General features: G+C 60.1%; 16 protein-coding genes and 1 pseudogene. 13 read left to right on the top strand and 4 right to left on the bottom strand.

Going from position 1 to position 15,942, the window contains the following annotated elements; translation table 11 throughout:
* The first annotated feature begins 343 nt into the window (after positions 1 to 343).
* Positions 344 to 937, top strand: a complete 594-nt coding sequence (locus QE452_RS14485; RefSeq protein ID WP_309659538.1) for a hypothetical protein — start codon at positions 344 to 346, stop codon at positions 935 to 937.
* A 152-nt stretch (positions 938 to 1,089) separates the two neighbouring features.
* On the opposite strand, the gene QE452_RS14480 is transcribed toward QE452_RS14485, so the two are convergent.
* Positions 1,090 to 1,545, bottom strand: a complete 456-nt coding sequence (locus tag QE452_RS14480) for a hypothetical protein (protein WP_309659539.1) — start codon at positions 1,543 to 1,545, stop codon at positions 1,090 to 1,092.
* A gap of 79 nt (positions 1,546 to 1,624) precedes the next feature.
* On the opposite strand from QE452_RS14480, the gene QE452_RS14475 reads away from it, so the two are divergent.
* The 9 genes and pseudogenes from QE452_RS14475 to QE452_RS14435 all read left to right on the top strand — a co-directional run bounded on the left by QE452_RS14475 (position 1,625) and on the right by QE452_RS14435 (position 9,599).
* The gene (locus QE452_RS14475; RefSeq protein ID WP_309659540.1) at positions 1,625 to 1,762 is read left to right on the top strand and encodes a hypothetical protein; all 138 of its coding nucleotides are present in this window, start codon (positions 1,625 to 1,627) and stop codon (positions 1,760 to 1,762) included.
* Positions 1,763 to 2,365: a hypothetical protein gene (locus QE452_RS14470; protein WP_309659541.1), complete on the top strand. Its 603-nt coding sequence runs from the start codon at positions 1,763 to 1,765 to the stop codon at positions 2,363 to 2,365.
* Positions 2,366 to 2,396: 31 nt separating this feature from the next.
* A complete protein-coding gene (locus QE452_RS14465; RefSeq protein ID WP_309659542.1) occupies positions 2,397 to 2,777 on the top strand; it encodes a hypothetical protein in 381 nt (126 codons plus the stop codon).
* 302 nt (positions 2,778 to 3,079) lie between these two features.
* Positions 3,080 to 3,530: pseudogene (locus QE452_RS14460) on the top strand (IS701 family transposase); the annotation flags it as partial.
* A 119-nt stretch (positions 3,531 to 3,649) separates the two neighbouring features.
* Positions 3,650 to 3,880, top strand: coding sequence for a hypothetical protein (locus QE452_RS14455; RefSeq protein ID WP_309659543.1), 231 nt, complete (start codon positions 3,650 to 3,652; stop codon positions 3,878 to 3,880).
* A gap of 96 nt (positions 3,881 to 3,976) precedes the next feature.
* Positions 3,977 to 5,446, top strand: coding sequence for an O-antigen ligase family protein (locus tag QE452_RS14450; RefSeq protein ID WP_309659544.1), 1,470 nt, complete (start codon positions 3,977 to 3,979; stop codon positions 5,444 to 5,446).
* Positions 5,443 to 6,150, top strand: coding sequence for a polysaccharide biosynthesis/export family protein (locus tag QE452_RS14445; protein WP_309659545.1), 708 nt, complete (start codon positions 5,443 to 5,445; stop codon positions 6,148 to 6,150). The genes QE452_RS14450 and QE452_RS14445 overlap by 4 nt, the downstream gene beginning before the upstream one ends.
* A gap of 119 nt (positions 6,151 to 6,269) precedes the next feature.
* Positions 6,270 to 8,369 (top strand): polysaccharide biosynthesis tyrosine autokinase, encoded by a 2,100-nt coding sequence (locus tag QE452_RS14440; protein ID WP_309659546.1) that lies wholly within the window; start codon positions 6,270 to 6,272, stop codon positions 8,367 to 8,369.
* Between the two features lie 6 nt (positions 8,370 to 8,375).
* Complete coding sequence (locus QE452_RS14435) at positions 8,376 to 9,599, top strand: hypothetical protein (protein ID WP_309659547.1); 1,224 nt, start codon at positions 8,376 to 8,378, stop codon at positions 9,597 to 9,599.
* Here QE452_RS14435 and QE452_RS14430 read toward each other — a convergent pair.
* Genes QE452_RS14430 through QE452_RS14420 form a run of 3 tightly spaced genes read right to left on the bottom strand, consistent with a single transcriptional unit; the run spans position 9,589 to position 12,387 of the window.
* Complete coding sequence (locus QE452_RS14430; protein WP_309659548.1) at positions 9,589 to 10,734, bottom strand: glycosyltransferase; 1,146 nt, start codon at positions 10,732 to 10,734, stop codon at positions 9,589 to 9,591. The two genes, QE452_RS14435 and QE452_RS14430, sit on opposite strands and share 11 nt — an antisense overlap.
* An 8-nt stretch (positions 10,735 to 10,742) precedes the next feature.
* Complete coding sequence (locus QE452_RS14425; protein WP_309659549.1) at positions 10,743 to 11,306, bottom strand: DapH/DapD/GlmU-related protein; 564 nt, start codon at positions 11,304 to 11,306, stop codon at positions 10,743 to 10,745.
* A 4-nt stretch (positions 11,307 to 11,310) separates the two neighbouring features.
* Positions 11,311 to 12,387: a glycosyltransferase gene (locus QE452_RS14420; protein ID WP_309730311.1), complete on the bottom strand. Its 1,077-nt coding sequence runs from the start codon at positions 12,385 to 12,387 to the stop codon at positions 11,311 to 11,313.
* 248 nt (positions 12,388 to 12,635) lie between these two features.
* Here QE452_RS14420 and QE452_RS14415 point away from each other — a divergent pair, with 248 nt between their 5' ends.
* Genes QE452_RS14415 through QE452_RS14405 form a run of 3 tightly spaced genes read left to right on the top strand, consistent with a single transcriptional unit; the run spans position 12,636 to position 15,920 of the window.
* The gene (locus tag QE452_RS14415) at positions 12,636 to 13,751 is read left to right on the top strand and encodes a hypothetical protein (RefSeq protein ID WP_309659551.1); all 1,116 of its coding nucleotides are present in this window, start codon (positions 12,636 to 12,638) and stop codon (positions 13,749 to 13,751) included.
* Between the two features lie 50 nt (positions 13,752 to 13,801).
* Positions 13,802 to 14,788, top strand: a complete 987-nt coding sequence (locus tag QE452_RS14410) for an NAD-dependent epimerase/dehydratase family protein (protein ID WP_309659552.1) — start codon at positions 13,802 to 13,804, stop codon at positions 14,786 to 14,788.
* Between the two features lie 49 nt (positions 14,789 to 14,837).
* On the top strand, positions 14,838 to 15,920 hold the full coding sequence (locus tag QE452_RS14405; protein ID WP_309659553.1) for a glycosyltransferase: 1,083 nt from the start codon (positions 14,838 to 14,840) through the stop codon (positions 15,918 to 15,920).
* Positions 15,921 to 15,942: the final 22 nt, after the last annotated feature.

Genomic DNA, 15,942 nt, shown 5'->3' with positions numbered 1-15,942 from the left:
CTGTTGATAGACAGGGTAATTCTTCAAATGGGGCATGCTCTTCTCCTGCTGTCGCCTCGTGTGACGCAAGGAATAACAAGCTGTGACAGTTGTATCGAAAAGACAATATTCTTAAAGGTCCATAATAGATGGATTGCAGAGGCAATGATAATGGAAAAAAATCAGCGTGCTGTAACGAATTGTATGGCCTCGATAATACCTGAAGTGGGATGATAATGTTAACGAGTTGATTTATTATCTTTCGTAATTTGAAAAACGAATCATTGGAATCAATATTGAGTCATGCAATTTGGCCGTGCGTCCACGAGAGAAGTGTTTTGGCAGGGCGCATAAGGAGATCATAATGAGCGACTTTGCAGATTGCCTCAACGAAATGAGAAACCACTACAAAACCAATGCCGCTGAAGGACGGTCAACGCACTATGTTCCTTCGGAGCGTTTTGCGAAAAAATTCCATGCAAGAAACCTTGTGGGTTTGACTGCGGACGACCAGCAGATCGTCGAAGGGTTGCAAAAATTAGGGCAGGATACGGGGCAAGAGGACGCTGACTACAATCAGCAGGCAATTGCAGCGCGTACCGAAGAATTGAAGGGGGCCGGCAACACTCCGGAAGCCCAAAAGAACTTCAAAGAGCAAATGGAGGAGCAAAAAAAGAGGGCGAAAGACAATGCCGCGAAGAACATCGATAAAATATACGACGAAGCTATTCGTATTGGCGAGGAAAATCCTTCTGCCCAAGGCGCCATTGTATCGACGATGGATGTTCTGTCGAATCTTTGGGACAGCTTGGTCACCAAGATCGTCGATTTTGTAAAAGATATCGTGAACAAATTTGTGGAATGGGTCAAGAACGCTTGGGAAAGCATCACATCCACGTTCAACGCGATCGGCTCTTGGATCTCCGGTTGGTTCGGCTTCCGCCTGGCCCCCGCATGACCTGATCGATCCGGTTGAGGCGCTATCGCGCTCAGCGGACCGCTTGACTGCCAGCGGTATCGAGGAGGCTTCCTCGGTACCGCTGGTTCCTGTTCTCCGATATCAGATTAAATTGCGGACTGGATGTTCATCATATGAACATGCTCAAGTCGTCAGGGGATCGCTGGCGCTGGCGGTCCTTCCACCGGTGGCACCGGCGGCTTGTAGGGGTGGAGATCCTGAAGCGCGATGAAGCTGCCTGCCATCCCGGCGAGCAGGATCGGCACATAGGTGTCGCCCGCCATCTTCACCAAGGCGTAAATCGTCGATACGACGCCATCCCCCAGCGAAAAATATTCCACGACATGTTCATGCTGGCTGAAATCGACGAGTAACTGTATACCCAGCGTACCCGCCAGATCGACTACGCCAAGTGCAGCCATGCCGAACCCGGCACCTGCCACGAACGTCTTACCGACAGAGACGAAGAGTAAAATCTTGCCCAAACGGCCGTGTACTCGCAGTCGAAAGCCGTCATCAGCCGTTCCGGTGCTGATTAAATGGCGAATCACACACACCGTGCGATAGGCGAACGCGTACATTGCAGCGCAATCGCCGCGCTGATACATGCTGAACCGATCAAGTCGAGCCCGATGATGACGGTACCGCAAACCGCCCCCGGATCTACATCCGCTTTGGCGACGACGAATGGCCGTTACTACACTGTCCGCGACCGTGATCCATCTGGAAGACAGCGTCACCATGCACTTTTCCGTACCCTACAGCTTTCGCAGCGCCGGCGATCCGGTGTTGGAGCGGTTGCTTCCCGGCGGCCGGGTCGAGTAGTTGGCGCTGGGTGCGGACTCCTTCGTCACCGGCGGGCAGACCGACGCCGGCGGCACGCTCACCCGCATGGCCGCCAACAATGGCGCGCGGCTGCGCATCCGCCGACGGCCGCACGCCGCCCCCGCGCTGGTGTTCGACGCGGAGGGCCCGCCCACCACCCGTACCGGCCCGGCCGCGCCCGGCAACGACCTGTCGAGCCTGTATGACGGCTCGTTGATGCTTCTCCGGATGCGGCGGATCAGCTTGTTATGCGCGCAGCGGCGGCTGAAAAGGCAGGCTCCACAGGGTAAGACGCTGTCGACAGCGATTGACTGTCGGACACAAAGGTGCAGACGATCCAACGCGTCGAAAGACGCTCCCGACAATAAAGCCTTGTTGAAACCAACCGCGAGCATCGGCGTGACGCTTTGGGGGGATTGGTTGAACGGGACCGGAGTTCATAAGGTGCCGGCTTCCGTTTGGCTGGAAAGCACCGCATTCCTGCACTTATCGAAGTTGCCGCCATGTAGCCCTCGTCTGGCCCGACTTTGCGTGGGCTGGTTGAAAATAGCTGCGGATCAGGGCAGTTGTGCGCCGCGCATGAGCGGAGTGAACGGATCGTGATTTTCGGGTTATTGCTGTTGGCACGGCTTCGATGCCACAGGCCGGTGCAATCCGTCTTTCGCCGGAAGCAGGGATTCGCGCCGACGCGGCGCTCCGGCGAGCATGGCAGGGACGCCGAGGTGCGGTGGAGCGCCTGTGCGGCGAACAATCTCGTCTGGTGCGGGTCCAGGCGCTCGACACCCGCTTTGGCCGGGTCCAAGTGGCATATCAGGCGCGATTTGGTTCGTTTTGGAACGGTCAGGCGTCGGTCAGCGAAAGCCGCCTGGGTATGAGCCAGACATCAGAAAAAGGCGCATTTTCCGATCAGGAGGGCGTCGACCCGCGTTGTGTGTCGCCAACGGCCTTTTCCGGTGCACTGGGCGAATATCAAAACGGGATCCTGCTCGCAGAAGGGGAACTGGGCCTTCGCTAAGGCCGTATCGACATTCGGAATTCCAAACAGGTTGAAGGCTGATCCACCGGCATCCGTGTTGAGGCGGTGCTATGGTCGGGTGTGCGCTGGCGGCCTGACGGATCGCCATGGCCGGTGGAAGACGGTGCACCCGCGTGTCGGCCGTTGGGGCCATGCCAGCGTCTGGGAGCGGGTGTTCAAGGCGCTCACCGCTGACCGAAACAACCCGTATCGGACGATCGACGGCACCGTTATCCGCGCCCACCAGCAGGTCGCGAGTGGAGAGGGGCCTCAAGATCAGGCACTCGGGCGTTCCCTCGGATGCGACAAAGCCGGCGCTGGCGGTGCAGATGACCGAACGTGCAATAGCGGCTGACATGCCCTTCGCCCGGGGTGCGGCGGACGCGGTTTACAGTGGCGGCGACATCGAGCAGGCGTTGCGTCGTGCCGGCAAGGGCTATGGGATTGGGCCCAAAGGCGATCATCGCTTCGGCTCATGGAGCGATACGCGCGTGGTCTCGGATGCGGCTGCACAGATCGCGAGCAAACTCGTTCCTGGTGCCCGGCCGGCTTGACCATCGAACCCGTGTCGGAGTGGAAGGACATCGCTGGGCGATCGAGGACGGCTTCGCGATGGCCGAGAGCGAGCTCGGCCTGGACCATAACGAAACCCGCTCGTGGCATGGCTGGCCCCGCCCCGTCTCGCTTGTCGTGCCCGCATTCGCGATGCTGGCGACCATCCGCACCCGCGCCAATGCTACGTCCTTCCAATAGCCTGAACGAGAGCACGGACCCGATCCGCTGCTTCATCCGCGACATCCGCCGCATCGTCATCGAGCTGGCGCCGCACCGCATCGAACCCCGGCACATTATCGCATGGTCGTGCTGGCGGCATGCTCATCAGGCTATCGCGCACGGTCAGGCAGGTCGGGTCGTTCGATCCGCTCGATGCGGCGGATAGCGACGGCCCCGTCAATGTCGCAACCGCTATACCGCGATGGCCCATTCGGTTGGTGACGCTGGCCATGGCCGGAGAGCTGACCTGGCATCATCCGGAAATTGTCGTGAACCCAGCCTTTGTCCGTGCCAATGACGTGCAGCGGCTGACGGGAAGCAATGTTTGATGGCGAAGGATGCGGCCCGATAGGGCATCGATCCCATCGTCGGATACGATAGAATGGATGCTTGCTTAGCGAGCCGGTTCCAGGAATGAGGGGGCCATGATGATGAACGTCCAATCCCGGCATTCCCGCCGACGTCGGCGGCTACCTTTGTCGGCATCGCAGGGGGGCTGGCTGCCGCTGGCGCTGTTCTGTGCGGCGTTCGTGGTGCTGGCGCTGGGTGGTGGATCGAACCGGACCGATGTTCTTTCGCTGCTCTATGTCCGACCGGCGCTGGTGCTGGTGTTGGTCGGCGTGATTTTGTTGGTGCCTAGCGCGGAGTTGAAACCGCTGCGCGTGCCGCTGCTGTTTCTTCTATGCGGTGTCGCACTGGCGCTGATCCAGCTCATCCCGCTGCCGCCCGTGATTTGGACGGCGCTTCCCGGACGCGAGCTGATGGTTGAGGCGGCACAGGCGCAGGGTGTGGCTCAGCCCTGGCGCCCGATCTCGCTGACCCCGGATCTGACGGTTCAGGCGTTGCTCTGGTTTCTCGCGCCAGCATGTGCGTTGGTCGGATGGGCCGCCGTGCCGTCGGACGGTCGACGTCGCGTCCTGTTCGTCTTGCTAGGCGTGGGGATGGTGAGCGCGCTGCTCGGTGGGTTGCAGGCGGTACAGGGTGTCGGCAGTCCGCTGTATTTGTACCAGCGGACTTACGAGGGCAATGCGGTGGGCTTTCTCGCCAACCGCAACCATCAGGCGGCTCTGCTGGCGGCGATGTTCCCCTTGCTTCGTATCGTGACGCTGCTTCCCGCGACCACGCCGCAAGTCGCCCTTCGCCGCCAGATTGCATCGGGGTTATGCGCGCTGGCGCTCATCCCGTTGATCATGCTCACCGCGTCGCGTGCGGGAATGGGGCTGATGGTGGTCGGGATCGTCATGGCCGCCATGATGGCCCCATTGGCGAGTGGGCGCCGGGGGAAGCTCCTGTCTTGGGGGCTTCTGATCGGTGGCGTGGCGATCGCTGCCTTGGTGTTCTTCTTTGGTCGTGCGCTGGCGCTTAATCGACTGTTCGAGCTCAATGCGCTGGACGATCTGCGGCTACGCAACACACCTCAGGTCCTGAAGATGACTTGGGACTTCTTTCCGTTCGGCAGCGGTCTTGGTTCGTTCGATCCGGTGTTCCGTATCCTGGAACCCGACATCCTGCTGCGCCCAACGACCTATAATCACGCACATAACGACTTTTTCGAAGTGGCCATGACCGGTGGTGTCGCAGGCATCGCCCTGATAGCCGCGGGACTGGCATGGTGGCTGATGGCCGGATGGCGGCTGTTCCGAAGCCGTGGCCGCGTGGGGACCAGCGGGCTGATGGGGCGTGCCGGATGGAGCGTCATGCTGATCTTGATGCTGGCGAGTACGGTCGACTATCCGCTGCGCCCGCCCCTGATGGGTTTCATCTTTGCGGTGGCCGCGGCCTGGGTCGCACAGGCGCTGTATCGGGCTGCCGATAGAGCCTCTGCTTTACAAAAAAGCGAAGCGGGGATAGGCACGCCAAGTAGCGTCAAGTCTTACGAAGAGCTTAATCCTTGAAAATAAGAATTTTTCTTTCCGGCTTGTTAAGCTTGGTGCTGAGCGCGTGCGCGAGCCATTCGGTTGCGCCTCGTCCTGATCTGACGGTCGTGCAGTCGCACGACCTGCCTCCACCGGATACGACCGATCTTATCCTGCCGCAGCGTGCCTTTGTGATCGGCCCGCTGGATCAAGTATCGGTCGAAGTATATGGTTTGCCCGAACTTAGCCGATCAGTACAGGTGGACAGTTCGGGCCAGATTTCCCTTCCACTGGTTGGGTCGATCCAGGTCGCGGGCAAGACCCCGGCTCAGGTTGGTCAAATCTACGCCGATGGGTTGAAGGGGCGTTATGTCCGCGATCCGCAGGTTACGGTCAATCTCACCGACACCGTGTCGCAGAACATGTCGGTCGGTGGTGCGGTGGGTTCCCCCGGTATTTATCCTGTCATTGGTCGGATGACACTCTTGCGGGCATTAGCGCGTGCGGAGGGGATCAATGAATTCGGCAAAGAGAATGAAGTTGTCGTGTATAGGCGCGTCAATAACAAGGACATGGCCGCGTTGTATGATGTGCGTGCGATCCGTGCCGGAGCCTATGCTGATCCGGAAATATACGCGAACGACGTCATTGAGGTAAGCGAGTCGCGTGGTCGCCGGATTTTCCGTGACGTGATTACCGCGTCGCCGCTACTGTCCGTACCTCTCCTCAGAATCTTGCAGTAAGCCGAGGCTCCGAAATTCGCATGAACGTATCTGGAATGTCGGCTGGAACCGATGATGGGACCGTATCGCGATGGCTCCCGCAGAAACAGGCTAACGCCGAGGGAGGGCGGTCCGAGCGCATGACGCTGATGGCAGAGGCGTTGAGCATCTTCCGTCGCCGCAAGTGGTTGATCATCATGTGTATCGCGATCGCGGTGGTGGGCGGTATCCTGGCCACCCTGCTCGCGACGCCGCGTTATACGGCAAGTGCGACCATCGAGATTCAGCGGGAGACGCGCAATTTCACCATGGTGAAGGGCGCGGAAAACAGCGACAGCGGCGGCGCTGACATGGAATTCTATCAGACCCAATATGGGCTGTTGGAATCCAAGTCGCTGGCGCAACGCGTTGCAAACCAGCTGCGACTATCCGAAGATGCCAATTTCTTTCAGGCATTTGACAAAGGCCATGCGGATCGCTGGTTCGCAAACGGACGCGTCGTGGCTGGGGCGTCCAACCGCGAAGAGCGTACCATTGCCGCTGGCGATGCACTTCTAAAGCATTTGTCGATCGATCCTGAGCGTATGTCGCGTCTGGTGCGTCTCAGCTTCAGCGCTCCCGAACCAGCCTTCGCCAAGAAGGTCGTGGACGCATGGGCCACTCAGTTCATCCAACAGACGCTCGCCCGCCGGTTCGATACGACAGCTTATGCCCGGCGCTTCCTGGAGCAACGTCTTGCGCAGTTGCGTGTACGGATTGACCAGTCGGAACGTCAGCTGGTCGATTATGCCTCGCGTGAGGCGATCGTAAATATTCCGGGCGAATCGGGCACCAGCGGTGGCGAACGTCCGCTCGTGGTGGACAATCTGTCGGCATTGAACCGTGTTCTGGCACAGGCCACGGCGGACCGCATCGAAGCAGCCAGTCGTCTTGACAATGCTCGCGGGGGTCAGAGCAGCGAAGCACTGACCAATCCGACGATCTCGCAACTTCGCACCCAGCGTGCCGGCCTGATGGCGGATTACGCACGCATGATGGTACAGTTCGAACCGAACTACCCCTCTGCCGTGGCATTGCGTCAGCAGATCGCTCAGATCGACAAGATCCTTTCTGGTGAGGAAGGTCGTGTCGGGGGATCGCTGCGCAAAACATATCAGTCCGCACTTGATCGTGAAGAACAACTCAAGCAGCGTGTCAGCGCTTTGGAAAAGCAGGTGCTGAATTTCCGCCGTCGCAGCATTCAGTACAATATCTATCAGCGCGACGTGGATACCAACCGCCAGCTCTACGATGCGTTGCTGCAGCGTTACAAAGAGATCGGTGTCGCTGGTGGTGTGGGGGTGAACAACATCTCCGTCGTTGACATGTCCGAACTGCCGACCCGTCCTTCAAGCCCGCGACCGTTAGTCAATCTTGCCATCGCGATCCTCGCAGGTACGATCCTGGGCGGCGTAATGGCCATTGTTGCCGAACAGATCGACGATCGGGTCCGGGACCCTGCCGATGTCGAGGCGATACTCCATGTGCCTTTGCTAGGTACCATCCCCAAGGTGCGCAATGGCGAGGTCGGCAGTGCCGTGATGGACACGAAGTCTGCGCTATCCGAAGCGTATATCTCGTTGCGCGCGCGGTTGGCCTTTTCATCCGATCATGGTGTTCCAGCGAGCTTGGCCATCACCAGTTCGCAACCAGCGGAGGGCAAGTCCACGACCAGCCACGTCCTGGCACGCGTTCTGGCACGGAGCGGCAAGCGCGTACTGCTGATCGATGGAGATATGCGCTCGCCATCGATCCATCATCTGCTCGAACTGCCGAACACGCACGGGTTGAGCAACTATCTGTCGGGCGACGACAATCTGGCGGGGCTGTGCCATCGCGACGGCACCGAGGGGCTGGTGATCATGACCGCCGGTCCGCAACCGCCGAGTGCGCCCGAACTTCTGACCGGCGAGCGCTTCGGTCAACTCCTGGAGCGCGCCGGGGCGGATTTCGATCATGTCGTGATCGATGCCCCGCCGGTGATGGGACTGGCCGACGCATTGCTGATCGGCAGTGCGGTGGAAGGCACGATGTTCGTGTTCGACATAAAGTCCACCGGCCGCAATACCGCTCGCGTGGCGATCGGCCGCCTGCTCGCATCGCAAACGCATGTGCTGGGCGTGGTTCTGACCAAATATGATAATAAGACCGGGACCTATGGCTATGGCTACGACTATAGCTACGGGGAAAAGGCAGCCTGATCGATCATGGCGCAGCAGGAGACGATAAAGGGGACGTCCGCACGGATCGACTTGCGTCGCATCCTGATCGCGGTGGCCTTCGGTCTGCCACTTCTTTGGCTGTCGATCGCGGTAACGCTGTCCGGGATCTATGCCCGTCGCAACCCCGATGTCGTCCTCGCTTGGTGGCCTTGGTCGGCTGATGCCGCCGCCGCGAAAAGCTCACAGCTTGTTCTGAGCAACACCGATGCAAGGGGATTGGCGGAAGCCAGCCAACTGGCGGCCGCCGCCTTGGACCGCCAGCCCGTCAACCCGATTGCCGCACGTTCGCTTGCGCTCAGTTGGTCGCTACGGGGGCAGCGAAGTGCGCAGGCCGACCGGTTGCTTAAATATAGTGAGACTTTGTCGCGGCACGACGGGCCGACACAGCTCTGGCTTATCGAATCCCATGTGCAGCGCGGCGATATCATCGGGGCGCTCGTGCATTATGACCGTGCATTGCGAGCCGAACCCAATCTACGGGAACAGCTGATCCCGGTTCTGACGTCAGCCGCGGACGATCCAGCCATCGCACGACCGCTTGCCGCGTTCCTCGCGCGCAATCCGTCGTGGCGATATGACTTCATTGCCGCATATCTCCCCAAGGCCGAGAATCCGGTCACATTGGGGATATTGCTTCCGTCGTTCCTGCTCGATCCCCGTTCCGGGGTGGATCGCCCGTATCTGGGCGTGGCCATCTCAAAAATGGTCGCTCTGGGGCAACCCGCGATGGCGCTGCGCTTCTATCGTCAGATCGCCCCTACCGCCAAAGGGCGAGAACGGGTCAATAATTCCGACTTCGCTCGCGACCCTGGGCCACCACCTTTTGATTGGTCGTTCAACGCCCATGACGAACTGATTGCATCGCGAGAGCCCGCGGAAAACGGCGGCTCTCATCTACGCGTCAGTGTTCCCGCAAGCGCGGATGAGTGGGTGGCACGACAGACCGTGCTACTCGATCCAGGCACCTATCGGCTTGGCGTCTCGGTTGCCAACGATGCGGCAAACGGCAGCGTCCTGACCGCACGGTTGACCTGCGCCGGGGGAGCGGCGTTCGTCTCGCAACCGGAAAAGAACGGTCGGATCGCGACCGACATCGTGGTTCCGGCTTCCGGTTGCGACACGGCCTTGCTTTCGTTGGATGTGCGTGGCGGCTTGGACGGACCGCCCAGCGACTATATGATCTCGCGGGTGTCCCTCATCAGGCGCTAACCGGTATGGCAGGACTTTCGGTGATGACCTGTTCCCAGCGGTCGACGATTGCGTCGACCCGGTAATTCTGCGCCTTCTGACGCCCCGCCGCGCCGAGGTCTTCGCGCAATGTCCTATCGTTGATGAGTGTTTGAAGATGCGCCGCGAAGGCGGCCGTATCGCCAACATCGCAGATCAGACCACAGCCCTCGGCAATCTCCAGGGTACCGGGACCGGATGCGGTGGTGACGATGGGCACGCCACAGGCGATCGCTTCGAGTGCGACCATGCACAATCCTTCGAAGCGTGAAGATAAGGCATAGATGGACGCATGGCTGAGGGCCTGTTCCGCATCCTGGGTCGGTCCGTGGACCGTGACGCTGTCTTCGACATTCAGATGCGTGACCGTCGCGTCGATCAACTCGCGCTCAGGTCCGTCACCATAGATGTGAAGATGCCATCCCTCACGCGACGTCACCTTGGCCCATGCCGTCACGAGGTGGTCGAATGCCTTTTGATGATGATAGCGTCCAAGCGCCACCACCTGCTGCGCACGATGGGCGGGAAGATGGGCGGGGAAGAAGGAAACCGGGTTCGAAACATAGGAAACGCGCGAAAACCCATCCATCGCAAACCGCTGGGCGTCAGCGGCCGTAAGGGCCAGAAAGCGGGAAGCGCCTGAGCTTACGGTACGTAACCGATCGAGGTCCGAGGTTCCCGTCAGGGAATCGAAGGAATTATGATATTGAATCAGTAGCTTGGTGTCTCGCAATTGGCTTTCCGAGGCGAGTTTTGCCGTCAGGGAGTCGAACGCGATGACGGCGGCTGGCCGTAATGTTTCGACCTGTTCGCGCAAGAACCGCCGCGCGCGACGTTGTGCCAGCCAACGCAGGCGTAACAGACGGCGACCCTGAAGATGCAATGGTCCGAATTTGATTTTTTGTATCAGGCGGGACAGCGGGCCTTCGCTGAACAGACGATGCCGTTCGACCGCGGGATCCACGAATCCTTTGCCGCCGTTCAAGTGCAGCGCGGTGACGACGACGCGATAACCCCGTGCACGGAATGCGTCGATCAGCGTGCCCATCACGCGCTGAAGCCCGCCCAGCACGTCGGGATCGTCGCAGAGAAACAGGATGGCCTGTTGATCTTTCATGATCCTACCTACCAGAACCAATTCTTGTTTGCCGCCGCGTCCAGTCGATAATCCCGCACGACAGGACGATCGCGCAGCTTTCGTGCAGGCACGCCGCCAGCCAGGATCCAGGGCTCGAGATCCTTCGTCACGACCGATCCCGCTGCGACGACCGTACCCTCGCCGATGCTGACGCCCGGCAAAATGATCACACCGGCGCTGATCCAGCAATGTGAACCGATCCGGATGGGCGCCTGTACATAGGCGAAATCGGGGGACTGCCAGTCATGTTGTGCGGTCCAGATCTGAACGCGGCTGTTGATGCTGGTGTGCGCTCCGATCGTGATCCCGCCGCGCGCGTCCAGGATGACGTCTTCGGCAACGAAGATATCGTCACCCATGGCGATGCGCCGGGCCACGCGGATCTGAAGCCCGTGATTGATCGCCACACCGGCACCGATCCGGGCGCCCATCATGCGCAGGCATAGAATTCGCACGATATTGACGGGGATCACTTGAACGACGCGGTACAGGGAGGTTTCGAGTGACCCGGCGATCAGGCCGAGTTTGCGGCGGAGCCAGTTCTTCGGCATCGGGTCAGGCGATGACGACAGGCGCGATCGGCGCGACGCCGAACGCAGGCCGTGCATAGAGGCGGGCGATCGCCGTCTTGAAAGGGTCGGGATGTTCGGTCAGCCTTTGTAGCGCTGTCTCGTCCATCGCCAGCCCGACACGGACGGCCGCCTCGAGCGCGTCGAGATCGCCCGGCGGGACGGCGATGCCGCCCAGCGCCGGCAACTGGTTCACGAGTCCACCAACGGCGAATCCCACCGGCAGCGTGCCGCGAGCCGCCGCGACGGGCGGCACGCCGGACTGAGTGGCGGAATGATAGGGCAACAGTGCCACTTTCGCCCGGTCCATCATCGCGATCATCTCCTCGTCGGTCACATGGCGATGCTCGACGGTGAAGATGTCCGGATGCTCGGCCATGGTTTTGAGTAGCGTGTCGGGAACTTTGCCCTTGCCCGCCAGGGTGAACCGAGCCTCGCCCCGCATGCGTAATCCCAGTTCGACGAAATTGTCGATGCCCTTATAGGGCTCCATCCGACCAAAGAAGAGCACCTCCTGCGCCTTTCGCAGCGTCTCGGCACGACCGAAGGATTTCGGGAGATTGGGAAGGGGGAAGACGTGGATCGGCCGGCCGGAACCATCCGCCACAATATCGACATGGGCCTTGTCGTGTATGTTCAGTTCGCTCGCGAGCCGACGTGACAGCAACCCGATCTTATAGGTGGCGACCTCCAACTTGGCACAGGGATGGGGCAGGGGATCGTGAATGGTCACGACACCGCGCATCCCGAGCAATCGCGCCCACAGCATCGCCCAGACCACCAACGGGCGGTTCTCGCCATTGATGACATGCAACATGTCGAACCGCCCGCGCAACATCGTCCAGGTGATACGTAGGAAGGTGAGCGGGTTCACTTGCGCCCAGGCGGTGGAAAGCTTGCCGCCGCCGCCGATCCGGACGATGGGATAGTCTGTTTCCACATCGACATGGCTGGGTGCGATCACCGTCACCTCAGCCCCGGCCGCTTTGGCGTCGTCGAGCAGACTTTGAAGATACAGCCGCATCGCAATCCGGACCAGAGGGGCCAGGACGAGTACCTTCATCATTCACCTATGGACTGAATTCGAATGACGCCGGCCTTAACAGTTTGGGCTAGGCAACGATAGTAGCTGCCCTGGCCCCACCCGGCGGTCGATTGCGAAATCCGTACGGAATGGCTATCTGCCCGTGCCGCGTGAGACTCCGAGGCTATTCGGTCGGCAGTGAAGGTGTTTGGAAGGTCGCATGCGTATCGTGCATTTCAGCGAAATGATGAAGGACGGCGATCAAGCGCGCCGCCGTGCGGTGGCGGATGCTTAAGCGTCCTTCCACGGGGCTGCGCAACCTTACCATCATCGTGACCTGCGTGGCGTTCGTCGTGTTCGTGTTCCTGGCGCAGACGGTGCTGGCGGCGATCCTGCCCAGTCAGGGGAACGACGCCGAAACCGTCGCCAAAATGTCATCAATGACTGCCTCGGCCGAGACGTTCGATGGCTATGCCGCTGTATCGCTCATCTACGCCCATACCAATGAAGCGATACGTATGGCGATGCTGATCGTTCTGGGTGTCGCGACGATCGGCTTGTTGTTGTGGTGGCTGCGTCTGCCGCGAACGCTGACACTGGCGCTGGCCTGTCTGGTGCCCGCATGGCTGCTCTACCTGCCGCTATTTACCAAGGACACGTTCGTCACCCCGGTGATCATCGGCAGCACGCTGGTTCTGACCGGCTTTCAGCGAAATCTCAGCCTTCGTATCGGGCTGACCAGTGCACTATATTTATTATATGCTGTCATATTCCGGCAGTATTTCATCATAATCCTTGCGGTTTGGCTTGGTCTTCTCGTGCTGCTGAGAGTCAAGTGGTACTGGCGCATCATCATATTGGCTGTCGTGCCGCTGCTTGCGATGCTCCTGCCCGACAATTTGTATGAAACATTGCAAATGCAGCGCGATATCGTGAATTATTCGCGACTTGGTGGGCAAGGGAATCGCACCGCGTTCATGAACTTGGTTCAGCCGGACGGGCTTAGGACGTTCCCTATAAACTATCTATACGCAGCATGGCGCCTTAATTTCCCTATCTTCGTTGGTGGTGGACTCAAGGAAGCTTATCTGTTCGTGATGCTGTGCGTCTATACATTGCTCATGATCAGTGGTCTTCGCAGTGGGAACTCGCGTGTCAGCTGGCCAGCAGCGTTGTTCTGCGCCCATATGTTGGTATTGAACATTTTCGAACCGGATCTGGGCAGCTATCTACGACACCTCAGTACGGCGCTGTTGTTCCTCGCGCCCAGCCTGGCGATGTGGGACAGGTTGTGGCAGGCGTCGCCGCTGTCGGGATCGGGCGGTGGCGGCACGCCGACCCCATCACGATTGGAACACTCCGCACGTGCAGGCAAGATTGCGACGGTGCATGCCACATTGTAAGACCGGGGCCGGTAGCGCCCCTTGCGTTTCTGTTGCAGCATTGGCGGCGTATGACACTGATTGAAAAGACGCCTGCCACATCCCTGAACAATGAGCCGCAACGACTGCTGCTTTTGGGCGGAACGGGATTTATCGGAGTCAATCTTTCGCACGCGCTAACGGCGGCGGGGCATGACGTTCTGATCGCTGGTCGCAGGATTGGCCCCGATCGGGTGCCTGCCGGTACGCGGCCGATCGCGATCGGGCTGGGCGATGTGGATGATCTTGTTGCCCTGATCACGAAGCAACGGATCGATGCAGTGGTCCACCTCGTTTCGGGCATGAAGCCGTCCAGTACGCTCGCCGACTATCTGGTCGAGCGCGAAACGGTGTTGACCCCGGCATTGCGTCTGGCGGACGCGCTGGCGGGACTAGGCACCCGCCTGGTGTATTTCTCCTCTGGCGGCACGGTTTACGGCATACCCTCCGGCGACAATGCCGCAGAGGCGGATCCGTGTGGACCGATCAGCTTTTATGGTCAGTCCAAGTTGGAGATGGAAACACATCTGCATTTTCTGCAACGCACACGCGGGTTGCGGAGCCTGATTATCCGGCCGTCGAACCCCTATGGACCGCATCAGGCGCTGAACGGCGCGCAGGGATTGGTGTCGGTGCTGTTCGGACGCGTTGCCGAACAGCGTGGATTGGAGGTCTGGGGCGACGGTTCCAGTGTCCGCGATTATATTCATATCGATGATCTCACTGCCACTACCCGTGCCCTGATCGAGCGTGGCTGCGAAGGAACGGTGAATGCCGGTAGCGGGGAGGGGCATTCGCTCCTCGACGTGGTCCGGATCGTGGAGCAGGTGACCGGGCGCGAGATACCACTGTCTTTCCGTCCCCCACGCGCCGTCGACGTACCGCGACTGGTGCTGGCCGTCGATCGACTGCGCGGCATGGGATTGCATCGATCCCGACCGCTGCCGCAAGGCATTCGGGATTATGCCGTCGCGATCGGCCTTATCGATGCTGCCCCGGCGACCGCGGCGTCCAACTGACCAAGCGGCACAACCAACCTATTTTGAGGGCTGCATGAGAATTCTTCATGTGACGGAAATCGTCAAGGGCGGGCTGGCTTCGCATCTCGACGAAGTCATCCCGGCCCAAATCGCGCGCTATGGCAGCGACAATGTCCGGCTCATCGCCCCTGCGAGCCAGATGAACTATCTGAGCGCGACGACGAACTCGGTGTGCCGAACTTTCGAGGATGCGCAAGTCGGACGCCTAGGAAAGACTCTGAGGCTGGCTGGCGCCGTCAGGCATGCCGTCCGCGATTTTTCGCCGGACATTATCCATGCGCACAGTACCTTCGGGGGAGTGGCGACCCGTGTGCCCTTCCGGATCGGATTCCGTCGGACACCGACGATCTACTGCCCCCACGCATGGTCGTTCGCGATGGACGTCGCGCCATGGAAGCGTCGAGCCTATGCGCTGGTGGAACGTATGTTGCTGCGCGTGACCGATGTGGTGGTGAACGAGACGAACGAGGAGCGCGATCTCGCACTGGCCTTTGGTCTGTCACCGGAAAAGCTGCGCGTAATCGCCAACGGCATGGCCCCCGAACCCGGTGCGTTCGTTCCGCGTGAACTTGCCGCGCCGGGTGAGGAAAATGGACTGCATCTTCTGTTCGTCGGTCGCTTCGCACGCCAGAAGGGGCTGGACCTGCTGCTTGAGGCGGCGCGGCGATGCGACGATCCCGCGGTCGTCATCCATGTCGTGGGAGAGGCGGATGACGACTATGATCCGACCGCTAATGGCGTTCCGCCGAACGTCCGGCTGTTGGGCTGGGCGACACGCAGTGACCTGACCGCCTATCTGATGGCCGCCGATGCACTGGTGATGCCGTCGCGCTGGGAAGGAATGCCGATGATCGCATTGGAGGCGATGCGCGCGGGCCTTCCGATCATTGCCAACGATATCGAGTTGATGCGCGACATCGTAACGCCCGATACCGGCATCCTCATCGATGCAAATGATCCAGACGCGTTCGCGAAGCTGTTGTCGACGCTCGATCGTGAGCGGTTGCGCACGCTGGGGCAGGGGGCGCGGCAGGCGTTCGAGGCCCGCTTTTCGGTCAATCGACAGGTTGATGCGTTCGACCGGCTCTACAGCGAGGTGTTACATGGCTGAGATGGTTCAATCGGAGTGTGGC

Source organism: Sphingomonas sp. SORGH_AS_0438, from assembly GCF_031453475.1.
GTDB lineage: Bacteria > Pseudomonadota > Alphaproteobacteria > Sphingomonadales > Sphingomonadaceae > Sphingomonas.
The sequence above is the reverse complement of the archived record's forward strand: the minus strand, read 5'-3'. Positions and strand labels throughout refer to the sequence as shown.